The sequence below is a fragment of the Flavobacterium sp. genome (assembly GCF_031423415.1).
Lineage (GTDB): Bacteria > Bacteroidota > Bacteroidia > Flavobacteriales > Flavobacteriaceae > Flavobacterium.
On record NZ_JANPFL010000015.1, the window covers coordinates 20864 to 43493 of the forward strand.

Annotated in this window: 17 protein-coding genes and 1 pseudogene; 8 read left to right on the top strand and 10 right to left on the bottom strand. The window is 34.5% G+C overall.

Going from position 1 to position 22630, the window contains the following annotated elements; genetic code table 11:
• Positions 1–93: 93 nt before the first annotated feature.
• Complete coding sequence (ccsA, locus tag RMO83_RS01500) at positions 94–3228, top strand: cytochrome c biogenesis protein CcsA (protein WP_310557898.1); 3135 nt, start codon at positions 94–96, stop codon at positions 3226–3228.
• Positions 3229–3329: 101 nt separating this feature from the next.
• On the opposite strand, the gene RMO83_RS01505 is transcribed toward ccsA, so the two are convergent.
• The gene (locus RMO83_RS01505) at positions 3330–4124 is read right to left on the bottom strand and encodes a helix-turn-helix transcriptional regulator (protein ID WP_310557899.1); all 795 of its coding nucleotides are present in this window, start codon (positions 4122–4124) and stop codon (positions 3330–3332) included.
• Positions 4125–4435: 311 nt separating this feature from the next.
• On the opposite strand from RMO83_RS01505, the gene RMO83_RS01510 reads away from it, so the two are divergent.
• Both RMO83_RS01510 and RMO83_RS01515 read left to right on the top strand, forming a co-directional pair.
• Complete coding sequence (locus tag RMO83_RS01510; protein ID WP_310557900.1) at positions 4436–5056, top strand: RNA polymerase sigma factor; 621 nt, start codon at positions 4436–4438, stop codon at positions 5054–5056.
• Between the two features lie 62 nt (positions 5057–5118).
• Positions 5119–5364, top strand: coding sequence for a hypothetical protein (locus RMO83_RS01515; RefSeq protein ID WP_310557901.1), 246 nt, complete (start codon positions 5119–5121; stop codon positions 5362–5364).
• Positions 5365–5423: 59 nt separating this feature from the next.
• Here RMO83_RS01515 and RMO83_RS01520 read toward each other — a convergent pair whose 3' ends face one another.
• The gene (locus RMO83_RS01520; protein WP_310557902.1) at positions 5424–6212 is read right to left on the bottom strand and encodes an anti-sigma factor; all 789 of its coding nucleotides are present in this window, start codon (positions 6210–6212) and stop codon (positions 5424–5426) included.
• Positions 6212–6742 carry a sigma-70 family RNA polymerase sigma factor gene (locus RMO83_RS01525; RefSeq protein ID WP_310557903.1) on the bottom strand — a complete coding sequence of 177 codons (531 nt, stop codon included), beginning with the start codon at positions 6740–6742 and terminating at the stop codon, positions 6212–6214. The genes RMO83_RS01520 and RMO83_RS01525 overlap by 1 nt, the downstream gene beginning before the upstream one ends.
• 226 nt (positions 6743–6968) lie before the next feature.
• On the opposite strand from RMO83_RS01525, the pseudogene RMO83_RS01530 reads away from it, so the two are divergent.
• The 4 genes and pseudogenes from RMO83_RS01530 (at position 6969) to RMO83_RS01545 (ending at position 12494) form a co-directional block, all read left to right on the top strand.
• Positions 6969–8192, top strand: a pseudogene (locus RMO83_RS01530) (DUF4331 family protein).
• A gap of 66 nt (positions 8193–8258) precedes the next feature.
• Positions 8259–9545, top strand: coding sequence for a hypothetical protein (locus tag RMO83_RS01535; RefSeq protein WP_310557904.1), 1287 nt, complete (start codon positions 8259–8261; stop codon positions 9543–9545).
• On the top strand, positions 9545–11746 hold the full coding sequence (locus RMO83_RS01540; RefSeq protein ID WP_310557905.1) for a TonB-dependent receptor domain-containing protein: 2202 nt from the start codon (positions 9545–9547) through the stop codon (positions 11744–11746). Before RMO83_RS01535 ends, RMO83_RS01540 begins: the two co-directional genes overlap by 1 nt.
• 175 nt (positions 11747–11921) lie before the next feature.
• Positions 11922–12494 carry a glutathione peroxidase gene (locus RMO83_RS01545; RefSeq protein WP_310557906.1) on the top strand — a complete coding sequence of 191 codons (573 nt, stop codon included), beginning with the start codon at positions 11922–11924 and terminating at the stop codon, positions 12492–12494.
• 134 nt (positions 12495–12628) lie between these two features.
• Here the strand turns inward: RMO83_RS01545 and RMO83_RS01550 are convergent, their stop codons facing one another.
• Together RMO83_RS01550 and RMO83_RS01555 are read right to left on the bottom strand one after the other, a co-directional pair.
• The gene (locus tag RMO83_RS01550; RefSeq protein WP_310557907.1) at positions 12629–13576 is read right to left on the bottom strand and encodes a tRNA-dihydrouridine synthase family protein; all 948 of its coding nucleotides are present in this window, start codon (positions 13574–13576) and stop codon (positions 12629–12631) included.
• 192 nt (positions 13577–13768) lie between these two features.
• Positions 13769–14266: an N-acetyltransferase family protein gene (locus RMO83_RS01555; protein ID WP_310557908.1), complete on the bottom strand. Its 498-nt coding sequence runs from the start codon at positions 14264–14266 to the stop codon at positions 13769–13771.
• Between the two features lie 144 nt (positions 14267–14410).
• Here RMO83_RS01555 and menD point away from each other — a divergent pair, with 144 nt between their 5' ends.
• On the top strand, positions 14411–16072 hold the full coding sequence (gene menD, locus RMO83_RS01560; RefSeq protein ID WP_310557909.1) for a 2-succinyl-5-enolpyruvyl-6-hydroxy-3-cyclohexene-1-carboxylic-acid synthase: 1662 nt from the start codon (positions 14411–14413) through the stop codon (positions 16070–16072).
• Between the two features lie 157 nt (positions 16073–16229).
• Here the strand turns inward: menD and ribB are convergent, their stop codons facing one another.
• From ribB to RMO83_RS01585, 5 genes are all read right to left on the bottom strand, one after another.
• Entirely contained in the window at positions 16230–17363 is a 1134-nt protein-coding gene (gene ribB, locus RMO83_RS01565; RefSeq protein WP_310557910.1) for a 3,4-dihydroxy-2-butanone-4-phosphate synthase, read from the bottom strand.
• A gap of 249 nt (positions 17364–17612) precedes the next feature.
• The gene (locus tag RMO83_RS01570) at positions 17613–19049 is read right to left on the bottom strand and encodes an LptF/LptG family permease (RefSeq protein ID WP_310557911.1); all 1437 of its coding nucleotides are present in this window, start codon (positions 19047–19049) and stop codon (positions 17613–17615) included.
• 6 nt (positions 19050–19055) lie between these two features.
• Positions 19056–19796, bottom strand: coding sequence for an outer membrane lipoprotein carrier protein LolA (locus RMO83_RS01575; RefSeq protein ID WP_310557912.1), 741 nt, complete (start codon positions 19794–19796; stop codon positions 19056–19058).
• The gene (locus RMO83_RS01580; RefSeq protein WP_310557913.1) at positions 19783–22233 is read right to left on the bottom strand and encodes a DNA translocase FtsK; all 2451 of its coding nucleotides are present in this window, start codon (positions 22231–22233) and stop codon (positions 19783–19785) included. The genes RMO83_RS01575 and RMO83_RS01580 overlap by 14 nt, the downstream gene beginning before the upstream one ends.
• Positions 22234–22251: 18 nt before the next feature.
• Positions 22252–22626, bottom strand: a complete 375-nt coding sequence (locus tag RMO83_RS01585; RefSeq protein ID WP_310557914.1) for a diacylglycerol kinase family protein — start codon at positions 22624–22626, stop codon at positions 22252–22254.
• Between the last annotated feature and the right edge of the window lie 4 nt (positions 22627–22630).

Here is a 22630-nt window from a genome sequence, read left to right on the forward strand (position 1 = left end):
TAAATTTGGATTAAATTAACAAATGCTCAAAGGGACTATTCAACTATTTTAATTACTTTTGACCGGACTTTTAAAAAACGTAAATTCTTACAGATGAATAATAAAATTCTTTCCGTTTTATTTTCTACCAGATTAATGGCCATCCTTTTTCTAAGCTTTGCAATCGCAATGGGAGCAGGAACTTTTATCGAAAGTAAATACAATACGGATACAGCCCGAATTTGGGTTTACAATGCCTGGTGGTTCGAAGGAATCATGTTAGTTTTTATGATCAATTTTATAGGAAACATAAAGCGTTATAATTTATTAAGAAAGGAAAAATGGGCCACTCTTATGTTGCATTTTTCGTTTATTTTAATTATTGCTGGAGCATTTATAACCCGTTATATTAGCTATGAAGGTATGATGCCCATTCGCGAAGGGGCAAGTGAAAAAGTATTTTATTCGGATAAAATGTTTCTCACTTTTTATGTCGATGGCGAATATCAGGGTGAAATGAAACGTAGAGTTTTCGAGAAACCACTGCTGCTTTCGTCAGTAACCAATAATAATTTTTCTATTTCGGATCAATTTGCCGAAACTAAATTTGAAGTAAAGTACGAAAACTTTTTGATGGGTGCCAAAGAAGTTATAAAACCAGATCCAAAAGGAAGTTTGCTTTTTAAAATGGTAGAAGCCGGCCAAGGCGGACGTGAAGAACATTTTTTGAAAGAAGGCGAAGTTCAAAACATTCACAACACGCTTTTCGCCTTAAATTTCCCTACTAAAGGCGCAATAAATATTACTATAAACGATAGTATTTCGACCATACAAACCCCATTTGAAGGGAATTTTATGCGAATGGCAGATAAGTTGCAAGGCAAAGTTACCAAAGATATCGTGCAACCTTTAATGATGCGTTCCTTATATAGTATTGGCGATATGAGAATTGTATTTCCTGATCCAGCCAAAAAGGGAACCATTGGTTATGACGCAACAAATGATTATAAAGCTAAACAACACACCGATGCTTTAACATTAAAATTAACGGCTGAAGGACAAGAAAAAAGTATAACTTTATTAGGAAGCAAAGGTTCATTAGGACAATCGCAAACAGTAAAAATCGGAAAAATTGATTATACTTTTTTTTATGGAACCAAAGTTTACACTTTACCTTTTAGCATAAAATTGAATGATTTTATCGCTCAGAAATATCCTGGAACAGAAAAAAGTTATTCTTCTTTCGAAAGTCAAGTTACCGTTCAAAATAAAAGCGATGTTTTTGATGCTCGAATTTTTATGAACAATATTTTAGATTATGAAGGCTATCGCTTTTTTCAATCGTCATTCGATCCTGATGAAATGGGTACAGTTTTATCAGTAAGTCACGATTATTGGGGAATGGTGATAACGTATATTGGTTATTTTTTGTTGTATTTTGCTATGATGGCAATTCTATTCACTAAATATTCTCGCTTTGCCGATTTAAAACGAAAACTGGAAGTGGTGAAAACGAAGAAAGCTAATTTACTAACCTTAGTGTTGCTGTTTTTGAGTTTTAGTTCTTTTGCTCAAAATCACAATTCTCAGTTTTTATCGGAAAAACAATTGGACTCTGTTATCGAAAAACGTAAAGTTTCTGAAGAACACGCAGCTAAATTTGGAAGATTAATTATTCAAGATGCTGGCGGTAGAATGAAACCTATAAACACCTTTTCTTCTGAATTATTGCGAAAAGTAAGTCATCAGAATAGCTACAAAGGAATGAATGCCGATGAAGTGTTTTTGTCGATGACGCAAGGAGGAAACATTTGGATTCAAGTGCCTTTGATTTACATAAAATCAGGAAACGACAGCATTCGTAAGATTATTGGAATCGATGCTAAAAAAAAATACGCATCTTTTCTTGACTTTTTTGACAGTACGGGAAATTATAAATTGATGCCTTATTTGGATGCTGCCTACAAAACAGCCAATCCGAACCAATTTGAAAAGGATTTTATAGAAACCGACAAGAAGGTAAATTTGATGGAATCGGCATTGAGCGGCAGTATTTTAAAAATTTTTCCTATTCCTGATAATGAAAATAACAAATGGGCTTCTTATCCTGAATTAGAGACATCGGGGTTTAAGGGAATGGCTGCAACCTACACACACAACATTTTACAATTGTATTTTAGTGCTTTGGAAGAAGCATCAAAAACTAAAGATTACAGTCAGGCAGACGGATTGTTGGAAAGCATCAACGGATTTCAGAAAAAATATGGCAGCAAAGTATTGCCAAGTGAAGAAAAAGTTACCGCTGAAATTCTATACAACAAATACGATGTGTTCCAGAAATTGCCTTATTGGTATATTTATGCGGCTATTTTGATGCTTCTTTTTACTATTTTGAAAATATTCAAAGAAAGAAAAGCATTGAATTATGCGGTAAATGGTATGCACATTATAATCGGATTGCTTTTCGCTTTGCACACTTTTGCACTAATGGCTCGTTGGTACATTTCAGGTCACGCGCCTTGGAGTAATGCTTATGAATCTATTATTTACGTAGCTTGGGCAACAATGTTTTTCGGCTTGGCTTTTGATCGCAAATCCAAACTGACCGTCGCATCATCGGCTTTTGTGACCGCAATGATTTTGACGGCAGCTTATATGAATTGGATAGATCCTGAAATTAGCACATTGCAACCCGTATTGAATTCGTATTGGTTGATGATTCACGTGGCAATTATTGTAGCAAGTTATGGGCCATTCGCCTTGGGAATGATTCTCGGTGTAGTTTCTTTGCTTTTGATTTTGTGTACCAACGAAAAAAACAAAACCAAAATGGAATTGAACATCAAAGAAATTACTTATATAAACGAAATGGCATTGACAATAGGATTGATAATGCTCACCATCGGAAATTTCCTTGGTGGACAATGGGCCAACGAAAGTTGGGGTCGTTACTGGGGTTGGGATCCAAAAGAAACTTGGGCCTTGATTAGTATTATGGTTTATGCTTTTGTAATTCACTCACGATTTGTTCCGGCGCTAAGAGGGAAATGGGTTTTTAATTTGATGAGTATTTTTGCTTTCTTGTCTATTTTGTTTACGTATTTTGGGGTCAATTTCCACCTAGTCGGTTTGCATTCTTACGCTAGTGGCGAAGCGAAATCATTAAGTTGGATATGGCAATCCTTATTGGCAATTGCTATCTTGGGTGCAATTACTTATCCAAAGTACAAAAAATATTATAAGAAGTAGATGGTATCATTTCTTAATAGAAAGGTTCAACTTTGCGGCTGAACCTTTTTTTATTCATTTGGATGCTTGATATCAGTTGATAGGATTCTAAGGCGTTTCGTTTAAATAATCCCAGCCATTTTCGCCATTTGTACCAATGAAGTTGTATCTCGAACTCCCAATTTATCAATCATATTGCTGCGGTGATTACCAACAGTATTCATGCTAATAAATAGTTTTTCGGCGATTTCCTTAGTGTCTAAATCATCAGCTATCAGTTTTAAAATCTCTTTTTCCCTTGCGGACAATAAATCTTTGTCAGAGTACAATTTATCCTGTGAATTAAAAGTGTGGACATAGTCGTTATTTTCACCGTGAGAAATCCGAATCCAATAATGCCTAAAATTCTTTTTAAGAAGATGATTAATGTTTTGCACGTAATTAAAGGTGTAGTTGAATTTCCTATTTTCATCGTAATGAATAGGGGAGCCTTTCGAAAAAAGACAGATTGGTTTGCCATCTAAAAGTTTATACCTGATGCCACAATGAAATATTTGTATGTTCATTCTTTGATCAAAAGGAATTTCTTCCAACACGCCAGTAAACCACTTGACTGATTCTGTAAAAAAAAGCAGATACTCTTTTTCAAGTAAGCTCATAATCTGAATCATTCGCTCCGCTTGAGGAACTTCGGGAAGATCTCCCCAAAATTCTTTTTCTCCCACTTCTAGAACTGGCGTGTAGTTGTGGTGGTCAAATATTCCAATAACAGCATCAGTGCCTTTAATTCCATTAAGCAGTAGATTTGCTTCTGCTCTAAATCGCTCAATTTCTCCAATGGTATCGTCTATAAAAAACGGGTAGGACATTGCTACAATTTTTTTATAGAGAAAATCTGCAGCCTGCATCTTTCTCATACTATTTTCTTGCATATCTATTTATTGTATGTGTTTTTCCTTGTTTTCTAATGTTTTCCTTTCGCAAATATAGTTCAATAATTGTACTGCATACTTATAATCAGTTTTTGTCTAACAGAGACTAAATGACCTTCGCATTTGAACTTTAGTATTCATAAGGGCAATAGTGTTTTTTATAAAATGCTAATATATTGGTTTTTAGTTCTTGTTTTATATTTAAAACATTAAAAAATGATGATTATCACTATTTCCAGGGTTAATGGCTAAAACTAGTTTTACAGTATAAAACAAACCAACTAAAAACTAGCATTATGATAGCAACAACCACTTATTCAAAACGGCAAGTCATTCCGGAATTCATTGTTTCCAGGACAAAATGGATCGAATCAAAAAACGATAACGCTGTACTTGTAAAGTTGGTTCAATCCAAAAGCGAAAGAGGATTTGATACTTTATACAACAAGTATTGCGGAGCGCTTTATGGTGTAATTATAAAACTGGTAAAACGAACTGATGTTGCCGATGATTTATTACAAGATACTTTTGTAAAAATATGGAAGCATATTGATAGTTTTGACAGTTCAAAAGCAACATTATATACTTGGATGTTGAATATAGCCAGAAATCAAGCTGTTGATTATCTTCGCTCACCTACTTATCAAAAACAATTGCTTCAGGTAGAAATTGATTTGTTTTCTCATTGTATCGACAATATAGATAATATAAGTTCAAACTATTGTTCCATCGAAATTAAAGATTTCAAGAACAAGGCATTGCAACTTGACTCAAAATACACTGAGGTGATTGACTTGATTTACTTTTATGGTTGGACGCAGGAACAAACTGCCGAAATTCTCAAGTTGCCGTTGGGAACAATTAAAACCCGCGCAAGAAAAGGACTTAGTTTGTTAAAAATACTGTATCAGCAATAGTAAAACCGTTCTTATAACCGCTCCCTTTTAAAAATTCGCAACTATAAAAATAAAATAACAAAATGAATATAGGTGACTATATCACAAGTGGGATACTACAAGATTATTGCCTAGGACAGCTTACAGTTGAAGAAGAAAGAAAGGTAGAATTGATGTGCCACGATTATCCAGATGTTGCAAAAGAACTTCATTTATTGAGAATATCACTAGATAAATATACCGCTAGCGAAGCTATTAGGCACCGTGACGAACTACGAATGAAAGTATGGGAAGCTGTAAAAAAATTATGGGATGAGAATCCATTATAATTAAAAAGCTTCCAGCCTTCAAAAGGCTGGAAGCTTTTTAATTTATAAACAATCGCAATCTAAACTTTCCCCAAAGTGTACAATTGTTCCATTGTAGGCCCCTTACTTCCGCCTGCTGGTTCAAGTGTAATTCCAAAAGCTTCGGCATCGCCTGTTTTTTCTACAGCAAATATTTTTTCTTTATTGGCATTAAAATCAGACAATAATCCAATGCTTGTAGGTGTAAGTTGAGGTAGTAATTTTAAAGACCAAATTTGGTACACCATCCCTTTTGGTGGCTCTGGTAATCCTGTTGCATCAACATAAACCACTTGGGTTTCTTTGTTCCAATAAATTTTGGCAAACGATTTAGGCGAAACAGCTTGACCGCCAAGGTTGATTACCGTGTTTTTCTCATCTCGCACAACCATCAACGCAATTAAGGTCTGCTGATTTTTTAGTTTTAAATTTACTAAGGTGTCTTGCAAATTCGTTTTTTCTTTTTCAGCAGTTGCCACCTGATTTTGGGTTTCAGACAATTGGGTGTATTGATAACCAATGCCAACCAAAAGAACTACCGCAGCTGCCCAACCTACATATTGAGACCAATTATTTCTTGGTTTCATTTCAATCACTTTTGAATATTTCAAGTCCAATTTGGCTTTGATTTTTTCAAAATTATCAGCAGATAAAAAAGGAGAAAAACTGGTCGATAAATTGACAATTGCCGTTTCAATTGAAATAATTTCGGCTGCGATGTCTTGATGTTCTTTTGCCATTTGGCTCACTTCTAAGTTTTCGGTTTCCGAGAGCAAACCATAAACATAGAGTTCTAAAATGCCACTTTCTATATATTGTTTCTTATCCATTATACTTTTAAATAAGTTCTTAAATCATTGATGCAATTTCTATTTTGTGTTTTGACGGTTCCAAGCGGAATTGCAAGTTCATCTGAGGCTTCTTGTTGCGTATAGCCTTGAAAGAATAACAATTCAATAATTTCAATACACTTTGGTTTTAACTTCTTTACAAATTCCAGAATCCCAATAGTATCAATTTTATTTGTCAGTTTATTGCTGTCGTCTAATAGATGTACGAAATTATCGGACGAAAGGTTTTTTTGACTGTTGTTATATCCTTTGGATCTCAATTTATCTATGGCAGTATTTCTAGCAATGTTTAAAATCCAAGTGTAAAATCGCCCTTTACTTTCGGAATAGCCATCGATGCTTTTCCAGATTTTCACAAATACTTCCTGGAGTATATCTTCAGCATCTGCTGTCTCTTTAACCAGATTGGATATCACAGTAAATAAACTTTTAGAATACATATCATACATAATAGTAAATGCACGATCATCCTTCTTGAGGATTAACGGAATTAATTCTTCTTGTGTCATTGTTTTTTGTTTTTGTTATGGACCTGAACAACAGAACTCAATTATTGGATATAAAAGTAATTTATTTTTCAAATGGTTTTTAAATAAAAAGATATAAAAATATGTAATTTTTAAAACACTACAATTCAGTGTTTTAAAAATTATTTTAATTTTTTTTTACATTTTTTAAATCCAAAAATAATCCATTCTCGTAAATCCATTTAGTTAACAATTAAATTTCAAACAAATGAAAAAAACAAGAATGATTGTAGGTCTGTCGCTGGTAGCGATTTCAGGTCTAGTTTTTATGGCAGCGGATCACGCAGATGCTCCAGCTGTAACAGGTAATGCTTCAGACATTACAGATGTGTATGCTTTTCAAGGGCAAGATACAAACAACATGGTATTTGTGGTAAATACCCAAGGTTTACTCACACCAAGTGCAACTGCTATGGCAACGTTTAATGAAAACGTAATGGTGGAAATCAACATTGACAACAATGGTGATAAAGTCGAGGATTTGGTTATTCAAGCCATCAAAAGAGGCAACAAGATGTATTTCTTTGGTCCAGTTGCTCCAGGAACTACAGGAGTTTCCAGTATGGTAAAAACGAGTGCAATGTCCGGAAGTGTTGACATTTCCCAATATGGAAGTGCTCCAATAGTTGGAATTGCAAACGGAATGAAATTTTTTGCAGGACCAAGAGATGATCCATTCTTTTTTGATTTAGGTCAATTCAAAGCTATTTTGGGAGGAACTGCAACCGGTTTTAACAATCCTGGAACCGACACTTTTGCTGGAACCAATGTTATGGCAACCGTTATTGAAGTGCCAAAATCTTCTCTAGGTACTTCGTCAACCATAAATGTTTGGGCAGAAACGAAGAAAAAACAATAATTTAATTTTTAAAACACAAATAACATGAAAACAAATAAAATTTCAATAATAACAATGTCTGTGATTTTTGCTGCTGTTTCTTTAGTAAGCTGCGATGATAAGACCGATAATCCAGCAGCAAACCTTGACTTTTCTGGAACTTACGTACAACAAGACCAAATGGCTAGACCCGCTATAAACACTGTATTTATCGCTTCTGGTGCGCCAAAAGATGCGTTCAACTCCGCAATTCCTTCAGCAATGGGAGCATCATACCAATCTATTTTTCAGTCTAGATTAATGGCTTTGAATTCTGGATATACGACCAATGCTCTAGGGCAAACGGCTGCACAATTGACGGGTTTATTGGCAACCGATGTTTTGGGAGTTGATAAAACAAAAAAGACTACTTTTTTTGACGGAACAAATGTCTTGACAGGTCGTGCTCTTGCCGATGATGTTATTGATGTGGAATTGTTGTTAATTTTTGGCGGACCTGCGGGGACTTCAAATGCGGCATTAACTTCAGATCATGTGAATGCAAATGACAAAGCTTTTACGGCTTCATTTCCTTACCTAGCCACAGCTTGGTAATAAAAATAGATTTCAGGGCGTATTTTTAATGCGCCCTGATATTTTAATCCACAAAAAAAACAAAAAATGAAAACACTATCAGCTTTACTACTTGCATCATTGATGATGTTGAGTTGTAATCAAAAATCAAATACAGTTACATCCCAAAAAGATTACAATCAATATTTAGAAATAAAAGATAATAAATCAAGAGATTTTGTTCAAGGCGAAATTAATTTTTGGCAAAAAAAATTCGATGCTGCGCCCAATCAAATTAGTTATTTGAGTCTTTTGGCTTCTAATTATTCTAAACTTTTTGAAAACACTGGCAACGTAAAATACTTATATAAAGCCGAAGAATTACTATTAAAATCTAATGAAACTTACAAGTATTCTGGAGTGGGAACGATTCGATCCTTGGGCAGAAATTATATTTCACAACACCGTTTTAAAGAAGCTTTGGTCTTAGCAAACAAAGCATTGGCTATTGGCGAAGGAATGAAAGAAACTCAAAAGCTACTTTTTGATGTCAATATGGAATTAGGGAATTATGCTGAAGCGCAGAATAATTTGCAATATCTTAACGACAGTAAAGATTTTGATTATTTGATTCGAATCTCGAAATGGAACGATCATTTAGGCGATTTAAAAACAGCAATTTCATTAATGGAAAAAGCCAAAGAAATAGCAATTAGTAACGATAATAAATCGTTAGAAATTTGGACGTATTCTAACCTCGGCGACTTGAACGGTCACGCTGGAGATATTAAAAAATCGTATGATTATTATTTGAAAACCTTGGAATTAGAACCCAACAGTAGTTATGCACTTAAAGGTATCGCTTGGATTGCGTTTTCTCACGAAAGGAATACTGTAGAAGCAAAAAGAATTATTGATAACATTTCAAAAAGGCATCACACACCGGATTTTTATTTGCTTAAAGCTCAAATTGCAGAATATGAGAATGATACTGCTACTAAAAAGGAAAATTTAAATAAATATTTCACTATGTTAAATGCCATAAACTATGGAGCGATGTACAATAAATACAATGCTTTAATTTATGCTGATGATAAAAATACAGCTTCAAAAGCATTAGAAATTGCCAAAATAGAAATCAATCACAGACCCACACCAGATTCCTATGATTTGTTGGCTTGGTCCTATTATAATCTTGGTGATTCGAAAAAAGCATTGGAAATAGCCGAAAAATATGTAGTTGGAAAATCATTTGAACCCAAATTGAATTACCATTTGGCTACGATTTACAAAGCGAACAACGAAAAGGCTAAAATAGCTCCTGTCAAAAAGGAATTGCTAAACAGTATTTATGAACTGGGTCCAAATTTGGAGAAAAAAGTAATTAGTCTCTAATGAGAAATTTTTATACACTGACTATGTTACTTCTCTGCTTTTTCGCTCAAAGCCAAATTCAAAAAGGAGTTGTCAAAGACTCTCTTGGCAACCCAATCGAAAATGTCTACATTGTTAATACAAATTCTCAAAGTCACGCGCATACGAATGAGTTTGGCACTTTTAGCATTGATAAAACTAATAAAGGTGATGTGTTAAATATTTCAGCTGTTGGTTTTAAAAAAGCAAATTTCGTCTTTAAAACAACTGATTTCATCATTGTTTTAGAAGAGGCTATTTATAGTCTCGATCAAGTTATTATTCAGTCAAAATTGAATGCGATGAATGTCATTTCTAAAATAGATTTGCAAACTGCACCAGTAAATTCTTCGCAAGAAGTATTGCGAAAAGTACCTGGATTATTCATCGGTCAACACGCCGGCGGAGGCAAAGCAGAGCAATTATTTTTGCGTGGATTCGACATTGATCACGGCACTGATATTGCTATATCTGTAGATGGAATGCCGGTTAATATGGTGTCTCACGCTCACGGTCAAGGCTATGCCGATTTGCATTTTGTGATTCCAGAAACCATCGAAAAGATTGATTTTGGCAAAGGAACTTATTATGCAAACAAAGGCGATTTTGCTACAGCAGGTTACGTTTCTTTTATCACAAAAGAAAAGATCGACAACAATTATATCAGTGTCGAAGCCGGACAATTCAATACTTTCAAAACCGTTGGACTTTTTAATTTATTGGATAAATCAAAAAATCAGAATGCCTATTTTGCCACCGAATATATAATGACAAATGGGCCGTTTGACTCGCCACAAAACTTTAAAAGAATCAATTTGTTTGGGAAATACTCCAGTGTTTTGGCCGACAACACCAAGTTTTCAGTGAATGCTTCACATTTTATAAGCAAATGGGATGCATCGGGGCAAATTCCGCAACGATTAATTGATGCCGGTTTGATTTCAAGATTTGGTGCTGTCGACAATACCGAAGGCGGAAAAACATCGAGGTCAAATTTGAATGTATCATTGGTTAAACCAATAAATGAATCAACGTTTTTGAAGTCAAATGCTTTTTATTCCAATTATAATTTCGAGTTGTATTCCAATTTTACGTTTTTTCTAGAAGACCGAGTGAATGGTGATCAAATCCGTCAGAAAGAAAGCCGAAACATTTTTGGACTCAACACAGAATTAAATAAAAAAGCGACAAATGCTAATTTTCAATTGGGTTTTGGTTTGCGAAATGACGCTACACAAAACACGGAATTGTCACATACAGCGCAGCGGTACTTGACTTTAAACTCATTGAAATTAGGAGATATTGATCAAACAAACATTTTTTCGTATGTCAACACGGAATTCGATTTCGGAAAACTGAAAATTAATCCTGCTTTACGTTTTGATTATTTTAAGTTTGAATATCAAGATAAATTAGCAGTAAGGTATAGCACCAAAACTGAGGATAAAGTAACATTTTCGCCAAAACTGAATTTTATTTTTACTCAAAATAATAATTTGCAATTCTATTTAAAATCGGGATTTGGGTTTCATTCTAATGATACGAGAGTTGTGGTTGCCAATGAAGGCAAGAAAATATTGCCAGTCGCTTTTGGAACTGATCTAGGAATAATTGCAAAACCATTCCCAAAACTACTACTTAATGGAGCTCTTTGGATTTTGAATTTGCAAGAAGAACTCGTCTATGTTGGAGATGCCGCAACGGTAGAAATTTCAGGTAGAACAAAACGTATGGGAGTTGATTTTGGTCTACGGTATCAATTGACAGATTATTTATTTTTTGACACCGATGTAAATTATACATACGCCAGAAGTAGCGATGCACCAAAAGGAGAAAATTATATTCCACTCGCACCCGATTTAACTGCAACTGCTGGATTGAATAGTAGTAAATACAGAGGATTTTCGGGAGGGTTTCATTACCGATATTTGAAATCAAGACCTGCAAATGAAGATAATTCTATAGTGGCAAAGGGCTATATGGTATCGGATATTAATGTGAATTATGAATATAAAAGTGTCACATTTGGCATTTCAGCCGAAAATATTTTCAACACACAATGGAATGAAACTCAATTTGCCACAGAATCGCAATTGCAGAATGAAAACCAAAGTGTCGAAGAAATTCATTTTACGCCCGGAATTCCTTTCTATTTGAAAGGGAAACTGAGCTATAGATTTTGATTTGTTTTTTTTGTTTGAAAACAGCGACTTCATTTGATAGTTGGAGTCACTGTTTTTTTTGGTTGGAGCTCGGTGGTTTTATATCTCCGGGCTTTTTTAATATTATAAAAACTTTAGGAATCGTTTTAGTATTTATGGAAATCAATTTAACTATTTTTATAAAAAATTTAATCCAATGAAAAAAATACTAATTATTGTTTGTGGGGTATTCCTATTTTGGAGTTGCCAAGGACAAAACAAACCCGCTAAAACTAAAATGACTATGTCAAAACAAACCATTTATCAATTTAAGGTAGAAGATTTATCAGGGAAAACATTCGATTTTGCTTCTTTGAAAGGAAAGAAAATAATGATTGTCAACACGGCATCCAAATGTGGACTGACCCCACAGTACAAAGAATTAGAAGCTTTGTATAAAGAATATTCCTCAAAAGGTTTTGTGATTGTAGGCTTTCCAGCCAATAATTTTGCGGGACAAGAACCCGGAACCAACAAAGAAATTGCTACTTTTTGCCAATTGAATTATGGTGTGACTTTCCCGATGATGGATAAAGTTTCAGTAAAAGGAAACGATATGTGTGCCGTTTATCAGTTCCTTACCCAAAAATCAAAAAATGGATTCCAGGATTCAGAAGTGGAATGGAATTTCCAGAAATATCTATTGAATGATAAAGGTGAATTAGAAAAAGTTATTTCTCCGAGAACTTTACCAACCGATCCTGAGGTTTTGAAATGGGTTAAAGGATAGTGTTCAGTAATCAGTTTTTAGTAATCAGTTAATAAAGAGTTTGCATTGCGAACTCTTTTTTTTTGTCATTGCGAGGAACGAAGCAATCCTGTTTGTTGCTGTCTTGATAAGATTGCTTCGTGCCTCGCAATGACTTATTTCTCATTCTTGAAAATGCTCGCCACAGCCGCTTCATAGTTTCTTAAACTTTGCGCTTTTTTTATTTGTTTCAATACTTTATGCGGATTTGAAAATGTTGTCGAAAAGTATTCCCATAAATGATACATCTTCAATAAAATATGGGTTTGTCCTGATAACGATTCACTATAAATAGCGTATAAAGTGTCGTGAAAGGCACTGAATAATTCCATTTTATTTTTTGGATATTCCGAAGTCTTATTCCGTATCATATTGGGCAAAAAAGGATCGGAAATCAATCCGCGGCCAATCATCCAGTGGTCTATAGTCGGGAAACGTTCTTGCATCTCGTGAAACTTTTTCACAGAAGTAATGTCGCCATTGTAATACAGTTTGTGTTTGGTATTGTCAATACAGAGTTGAAACGCATCCAAATTGACTCCACCTTTATAAAGTTGTTTGCCAATGCGGGCGTGAATGGTAATATTTTTAAGAGGATAGTTGTCTAAAATTGGCAAAACATCCAGAATTTCTTCGGTGGTATCGTAGCCTAAACGCATTTTCATCGAAACGATTATATCGGTTTCAGAATGTGCTCTTTCCAGAATGTGATTGATTTGCTCCGTGTTTTTAATCAAACCTGAACCCATGCCTGACTTGGTAACCATTGGATAAGGGCAACCCAAATTCCAGTTCAATTCTTTGTAACCCAATCCCCGAACATATTTTGCCACGAATAAAAACTCCTCGGCATCGTTAGTAATCACTTGAGGAATGACCTCTAAGCCCAAGTTATTTTCAGGTAATAAATCTCGATGGTATGATGCTTTGATTTCCAACTTTCCGTTCAAACGAATATATGGAGAATAGAAAGTGTCGATTCCGCCAAAAAGTTGGTTTTGTGCATTTCGAAAACGAAAATCGGTGAATCCTTGAAGAGGCGAAGAAAGGAGAGTGAAGCTCATAAATAGTAGAAAAGTGCAAAGATACGGTATTCACTTTGAAAAAATTTCACACGAATTACACGGATTTACATTAAGGGTAAGTTTTAAAAATCTCACAAATTCATAGAACTGAAAGAATTTGTGTAATTCATCTCAAATATTAAAAAATTCGTGACAATTGGTGTAATTCGTGTCAAACTTTTTTTAAAAGGATCACTCCAAAATCAACTGCATAAAAACCGAATCCAGCCATCGGTCAAATTTAAAACCCGATTCCTTGATGATGCCCACCGTTTTAAAACCAAATTTCTCGTGAAATTCTACGCTGCTTTGATTTTCGGCATCAATAACGGCAATCATTGTGTGAAGTTTTTGTTTTCGTGCTAAAGTAATTAGCTCTTGAAGCAATAGTTTGCCAATGCCTTTGCTGTGAAAATTTTCATTAACATAAACCGAATGTTCTACCGTAAATTTATACGCTTCCCGAAAGCGGAATTCGCTATACATTCCGAAACCTAACACCAGTCCATTTAATTCGGCTACAATCACAGGAAAGTTTTTATGTATTTTTTCTTCTAATATGTTTTGCTGCTGCTCATAACTTCGTATTTTGTAATCATACAATGCAGTCGAATGTAAAATGTTATAATTGATAATATCCAAAATTGCTTGGGTATCTTCGGTTTTAAAAGGTCTAATCTTGATTTCCATTCCTAAAATTATTTCTCATCAAAAGTATGAAAAACTTGTTCCATTTGAAGTAATTCGATAGGCAAGTTTGTAACTTTGCCTTTCAGGTTTTTTGTAGAAGCACCTAACTTCTAACTTCTAACTTATAACTTCTAACTTTAAATAATGGTTTATCCCAAAATACCTCTTGCGCAAAGTATTATCCAAATTTGTCTTGCCAAAGGAATCAAAAATATCGTAATTTCTCCCGGTTCAAGAAACGCTCCTTTAATCATAGGTTTTGTCAACAATCCCGAGTTCAATTGCTACAGTATTGCTGACGAACGCTGCGCTGCTTTTTTTGCGCTTGGAATTGCTCAACAAACCCAAAAACCAGTAGCCGTAGTTTGCACTTCGGGTTCGGCATTGTTGAATTATTATCCCGCTTTTGCCGAAGCATTTTACAGCCAAATCCCACTGATTGTCATTTCTGCCGATAGACCTCAAAGTAAAATCGACATTGGCGACGGACAGACCATTCGTCAGGAAAATGTCTTTAAAAAGCATTCGTTATACAACGCCAATTTAACAGAAGAAGCTTCCGTTGTAAATGATTTGCAAATCAACAAAGCTATTAATATCGCTTTTACCAAAAAAGGGCCCGTTCACATCAATGCACCTTTTGAAGAACCGTTGTATCAAACGGTTTCCATGTTGGATGTTGACGTGACTATTTCGGCATTTAATAAAAAGAATTATAAAATTTCGATTAACGAAATAATCGAATTCACTACGATTTGGAACAAATCCAAAAAGAAATTAATTCTGGTGGGAGAAAATAAACCCAATGAAATTGATGCTGAAATTATAGAATCTTTTGCCAAAGACGAGTCGGTTGTGGTGATGACAGAAACGACTTCAAACCTGCATCATCCTTCGTTTTTGAATAATATAGATACGATTATTACCCCTTTTACTGATAAAGATTTCAAGAATTTTCAACCTGATATTCTGCTCACTTTTGGAGGAATGGTGGTTTCCAAAAGAATAAAAGCTTTTTTGCGACAATACAAACCAACACATCATTGGCATATCGATACTTTAAGAGCCTATGACACGTACGGTGTTTTGACCCAACATTTCAAGGTCAATCCCAATTTATTTTTCAATCAATTTTTGCCTTTTACTATTCCGATTAAGAGCAATTATTTTTCTACTTTCGAAAAAATTTCGGCTTTTCGAGAAAAAAAACATCAAGAGTATTTAACTAAAATTCCTTTTTCGGATTTCAAGGCTTTCGAGAAAATAATTCCTTCTTTACCCGAAAATTCAATGTTGCATCTAAGCAACAGCTCCGCTATTCGATACGCACAATTATTCGATATCAATCCTTCGATTCAAGTTTTTTGCAATCGCGGCACTAGCGGGATTGATGGCAGTACTTCAACAGCAATTGGTGCGGCTGTAGCCAATGAAAGACCAACGGTTCTGATTGCAGGAGACATTGGTTTTCTATACGACAGCAACGGGTTGTGGAACGAATACACACCCAAAAACTTCAAGATTATCCTCATCAATAATGGAGGAGGAGGTATCTTCAGGATTTTGCCCGGTCACGAAGAAACCTCAGTTTTTAATAAATTTTTCGAAACTTCGCATTGTCTTACTGCCGAACAACTCGCTAAAATGTATGCTTTTGAATACAGTATTGCCAGTACTGAAGCTAGTTTAGAAACGAGTTTGAAGGCTTTATATGCTCAAAACGAGAAGCCTAGTATTCTAGAAGTTTTTACACCAACTTTAGAGAACGACAAAATCTTATTGCAGTATTTTAAGGAGTTGGTTTAGTTTTTTTTAGTTATTTACAAGTAAAAAAGTTTATTGAAACGAATTTCAATAAACTTTTGGAAACATTATATTTTGTAGTGCCTAACGGCATTTTTACCAACTATTCTTGGCAATTAAACCAGAGTACAATACTATAAATGTAATGGTTTTTTTAGCGCTAATACGGCACGTAATCCTTAATTTCTAGACCATATCCAATCATTCCTACTCGTTTTGTTTGTTCCGTATTCGATAGTAACCGAATGCTAGAGATGTCAAGATCGTGTAAAATTTGAGCACCAATACCAAAATCCCGGTTGTCCATCTTGATTTGTGGGGCTTTAAAAATACCTTTGGTTTGTAATTCTTTCAATTCGACAATTCGGTTCAGTAAATCTCCCGATTGTGATTCTTGATTGATGAACAATACCGCGCCTTTGCCATTGGCGTTGATTAAGTCAAAAAGATCACATAATTTTTTATTGGCATCATTAGTTAATGTACCTAAAATGTCATTATTAATTAAAGTGGCATTAATACGCGTCAAAACTGGCTCACCAATATTCCAAGTGCCTTTAGTCAAGGCGACATGAACACGATGATTCGTAGTTTGCAGATACGCTCTGAGTCTGAAAGTACCAAAACGGGTTTCAATATCAAAGTCTTCTTTTTTGATGATTAGACTATCGTGTTGCATTCGGTAAGCCACTAAATCTTCGATAGAAACCAACTTTAAATTGAATTTCTTGGCTACTTTAACTAGTTCTGGCAAACGTGCCATCGAACCGTCTTCATTCATAATTTCTACAATCACTCCAGCGGGTTTAAAGCCTGCTAATCGAGCAAAATCTATAGCCGCTTCCGTATGTCCGGTACGTCTTAAAACGCCACCTTGTTTGGCAATTAAAGGAAATATATGACCAGGACGAGCTAAGTCATGAGGTTTTATATTAGGATCGACCAATGACAAAATAGTTTTTGCTCTATCGGCAGCCGAAATGCCTGTGGTGACACCATTGCCTCTCAAATCAACAGAAACGGTAAAAGCGGTTTCCATGGGATCGGTATTGTTGTTTACCATAGCCGTTAGTCCCAGCTCTTTGCATCTGTTTTCGGTCAATGGAGCACAAATTAGTCCACGCCCGTGCGTCGCCATAAAATTGATCATTTCGGGAGTTACCTTTTCGGCAGCGGCTAGAAAATCTCCTTCATTTTCACGACCTTCATCATCAACTACAATGATTATTTTTCCCTGACGAATGTCTTCAATAGCTTCTTCAATAGTGTTGAGTTTTATTTTAGTTGCTGGCATATTTTGGTTTTAAATTTTTAGAAAAAATTAATTAAAGTAAATCATCAACTACAATGATTATTTTTCCTTGACGAATGTCTTCAATAGCTTCTTCAATAGTGTTGAGTTTTATTTTAGTTGCTGGCATATTTTGGTTTCTTTTTATTATTATACCGTAAAAATTTGCTTCAATTTGTTCTTTTAGAACGTTGGCAGATATTGGTAATAGTCAATTTTTTTAGTGCATTTTGGTTTTTAGATAGTGTCAGTTTATTTTGGCGGAGGAAATATTTTTTGAAATATTTTTTGGAAAGGTGCCAAAACAACGTCCATATTGATCAATCCAATATCATTTGTTGCCCGATAGGTCAATAATATAGCCAATGGTGTTAGAATTATTGACGACATCCAAGAGCCTAATACTGGTGATAATCCATTTTCTTGCGAAATTCGTTTACCAAATGTATTAATAAAATGGAAAGTAATAAATATTAATACAGCAAATACAATGGGTAAACCTAAACCTCCTTTTCGAATAATAGCACCCAACGGAGCTCCAATGAAAAACATTAGAAAACATGCATAGGCAATAACAAATTTATCATAGAAAGCCAAAATGTGACCATTAATATTTTTTTGTTTGAATTCTAATTCGGTTTTGGTTCCGGTAATGGAAAGCAGATTGTTATCAATGTTGTTGCCAGCATAATTTAAGACAGTTAATTTCTTTGCATTAGAATACATAGATAATAATTTAAAAGGCAATGTCTTTGTTTTTTTGAATGGTAAAACAGGATTGTTACTATTTTGTATCCCAATGCGCTGATTGATATTTTCTGAAAAGGATATAATTTCAGTATTCCTGTTTTTGTGCAAAGAATCTAAAGTATAGTTGAGTTCACTAATATTAAGCATTGTATTAGTGTTTGATATGCTCGCATCATTGACATCTACGTTATTTAATTTTGACAAATCAATATTAATGTTGTACTTCTTAAACGAGCTTTTTGCAAAAGGAAATTTTTTGCGGTCTTCATATTTTTTTGGAACGACATCTTCATAGTAATAGCCATCATTCAAAACCATTTGAAGGGTATTCGACTGTTCACTACTAATCAACAAACCATTTTTGGCTTTGATCACGGTCTTATTTCCTTCTCCTATTGCTGATTTTTTATGAATTGTTATACCAGTCAAGCTATTTCCGTTGATCCCGGATTTCTTATTTACTTTTATAGAATATAAGCCAACATCGCTGAACTGACCCTCGGCAATAGCCAAAGCAGGTTTTAATTGGGCAATGTTTCTGCGGAAATTTATAAACTTATATTCGGCATACGGGATGACATTATTGGCAAAAGAAAAAGCTATAATACTCAAAACAGATATAAAAATAATCAGACTTTTCATCGCTCTTTGAAGCGAAATACCTGCCGATTTCATCGCAGCAAATTCATAGTTTTCGGCTAAATTTCCAAAAGTCATTATCGACGACAATAAAACAGATAAAGGCAAAACTAATGGGATAATGCGCGGCGTTGCAAATAATAAGAATTTAAGAACCATTGCCAGATCCAAGTCTTTACCTGCTAGTTCGGCAATGAATAGCCAAACGGATTGAAGAATAAATATAAAAAATAGAATAATAAATACCGTAAAAAAGGTACTAAGAAAAGTCTTTAGTAAGTATTTGTCGAGAATTTTCACTTAGAATTAATCTAATTTATTGATGTAGTAATTTGAATATTTACTCGCAACAAATGTAAATTGATTTTTCGACAAAGGTTGATTGGTTTTAAAAGAATTAACGGTTAATGTGGTTTTTGTTCCTTTTTTGCCGGTTTCAATCAAATTGTAAATGTGATTGGTTTGAACATCAATACCCAACAGTATTTCTCTTCTCGGGTCTTTAGAACTTGTAGGAACCAATTTTACATATTGAATTTTTCTACCTTTGATGTCTTCTAATTTATCCATGGTGCATTTATAACCCGAATTAAAAAAGGTCAGCATCTTTGATGGAGTGATGGCGCTATCATCTTTTTCATTAACGGATGAAATAGTAACTTCTTCATCTTCAGGAACAATGGTGTAGTTCTTTTTGCCGTCATAAATCTTGGTAACTCCCATAAAATTCAAAATATACTGATTTCCTTTCATGGTCACATTTCCTTTACTGTCTTGATTAATATTTTCCTTAGCATTATTCAGACTGTATTTAAAATCGATAAATATATTATCGTATCCTTTTACTATTGTAGTAACCTTATTCAAAAGGTCTTTTGCTTTGCTGTCCTGCGCCTGAATGGAAAAACTGAATAAGAGTAATATGGTAATTGTTAAAACCTGTTTACTCACACTTTTATTAATTTTTATTTGGAATTCGTGACCCGAGCCTAAAAGGCGAACGGATGAAATAATCTTCGATTTCATTTTTATTTTAATTTTGTTCATTGTTGAAAAATTGTTCAAGAGCATTCATATCAAGAATGTTTACACTTCGTGCTTTACTGCCTTCAAAAGGACCAACAATACCAGCGGCTTCTATTTGATCTATCAATCTTCCTGCCCGGTTGTAGCCTAATTTAAGTTTTCTTTGCAGTAAAGAAGCAGAACCTTGTTGCGCCATCACAATTATTTCAGCAGCTTCTCTGAATAAAGTATCTCTTTCGGAAATATCCATATCAAGATTAATGCCACTTTCTTCTCCAACGAATTCTGGAAGTAAATAAGCTGTTGCATACGCTTTTTGAGAACCTATAAAATCTACAATTTTTTCTACTTCAGGAGTATCAACAAAAGCACATTGCACTCGCACCATGTCATTACCATTGGTATACAATAAATCCCCACGACCTATTAATTGATCTGCTCCTTGTGTATCTAAAATAGTTCTGGAATCTATTTTTGAGGATACTCTAAAAGCGATTCTAGCGGGGAAATTGGCTTTTATTAGTCCTGTAATTACATTTACCGACGGTCTTTGTGTGGCAATAATTAGGTGAATTCCGATCGCTCTTGCTAATTGTGCCAATCTTGCTATAGGAACTTCAACTTCTTTCCCTGCTGTCATAATTAAGTCGGCAAACTCATCGACAACTAATATAATATAGGGCAAAAATCGATGTCCGTTTTCTGGATTCAATTTTCTGGATTTGAATTTTTCGTTGTATTCTTTGATGTTTCTCACCATCGCATCTTTCAACAAAGAATAACGATTATCCATTTCGACACAAAGCGAGTTCAATGTGTTCACTACCTTAGCATTATCAGTAATAATTGCATCATCACTATCAGGAAGTTTGGCAAGATAATGTCTCTCGATTTTATTAAAAAGTGTTAACTCCACTTTTTTAGGATCGACCATAACAAACTTGATTTCAGCAGGATGTTTTTTGTATAGTAAAGAGGTGATTACTGCATTCAAACCTACTGATTTTCCTTGTCCGGTTGCTCCAGCCATCAATAAGTGGGGCATTTTCGCTAAATCGACTACAAAAGTTTCATTCGAAATGGTTTTTCCTAAAGCAATGGGCAATTCCATTTCAGCTTCTTGAAATTTGGCTGAACCAATCACACTTTTCATCGAAACCATCGTAGGATTCTTGTTGGGAACCTCAATCCCGATAGTTCCTTTTCCAGGAATTGGAGCAATAATACGAATTCCCAATGCCGAAAGCGACAAGGCAATATCGTCTTCTAAACTCTTGATTTTCGAAATTCTAATTCCGGCTTCTGGCACGATTTCATACAAAGTAACCGACGGTCCAACAGTGGCTTTTATCTGCGCAATTTCTATTTTGTAATTGCGAAGTGTTTCAACAATTTTATTTTTATTTTCTTCTAATTCCTCCTGATTAATGGTGATTCCGCCAGTAGAATATTCTTTTAATAAATCGATTGTTGGGTATTTGTAATTGGATAAATCCAATGTTGGATCAAATAATCCAAAATCGGCTACTAGTTTTGAAGCTAAATTCTCTTCGATAATATCTTCCTCAGGAGCTTTTTCAATCACAAAATGATCATCATCCGTTAAAATAATTTCTGGCGAATGCAAAGGCGGTAGCATTACTTCTTTTGGAAGCGGTTTCAAAGTAATCTCCGAAGGATTACTAATAGTTGGTTTTAAAGCTTCTTTGTTGAGTTCGAATTGAGAACCCACCGTTTTCAGGTGGATTCCTTCAAGTTCTTCATCCTCTTCTGATTCTTCAACGGCATATTCTTCAAGATTATAGGCACTGGAATCTATAGTTGAAGTATTCGTATTTAAATCACTATTAATTTCTTTTTTAGTGCTTTCAAAAAAGGATTTTATTTTTTCGGGAGATACTTTAATTTTAAAAATCAAATAGATTATCAGTCCGAAAAACAAAACGAGTAATGTTCCAGTTTTTCCAATGTAATCCTGAGAGAATAAATTTAATTCATAACCAATAGTTCCTCCCAATTCGGGTAAAGAAGTGGCAAAAAAACCAAATAAAACAGATAGAATTATGATAACAAATAAATCCCAAAACCAGATTCTTTTGAGCTTTTTTAAAGAAATATCAAGTACTAAAAAAACACCTGTTAAGAAAAATAATCGAACAAATATAAAAGAAGCGATTCCAAAACCTTTATAAACCATTAAATCCGCTAGATAGGCGCCAAATTTTCCCAACCAATTCTGAACCGTTTCGTTTCTATCCGACAATTGATTCACAGCGCTTTGATCGGCTTGACCGTAAAGATAAAAAGAAATAAAAGCTAGCAATAAAGCAATTGAAAATAATACTAAGAGCGAACCCAAAACAGTTTTGTGTTGTTTTGTAAACTCCCAGGATTTTTTTGCTACAGCATTGGAATCAGATTTCTTGTCTGGAGTAACTGCTTTTGTTGCTTTTGCCATTATTGATTGAACTATTTTCTATAAAAATTTGGGTACATAAATGATTAATCCAATTGCAATTGCAGTAAGTGCTGCAAAGAATACGGCACCAGCGGCAATGTCTTTTATAAATCCAATTCTCTCGTGAAAATTAGGATGAATAAAATCGGCTATTTTTTCAACAGCTGTGTTGATACCTTCAACGCTCATTACTAAACCAATTGCTAATGTCTGAAAAAGCCACTCTGTTGTAGTAATATGGAGATAAAAACCAAGAATTGTCATTACTATACCAATAAAAAACTGAACCATTACGCTATGCTCGGTGGTAATTAATTTTACAGCACCTTTCACAGCAAATGAAACGCTTTTTAATCTTCCGCTAAAGAAAGAACTGTCTTTCTGAAATTCCATTCGA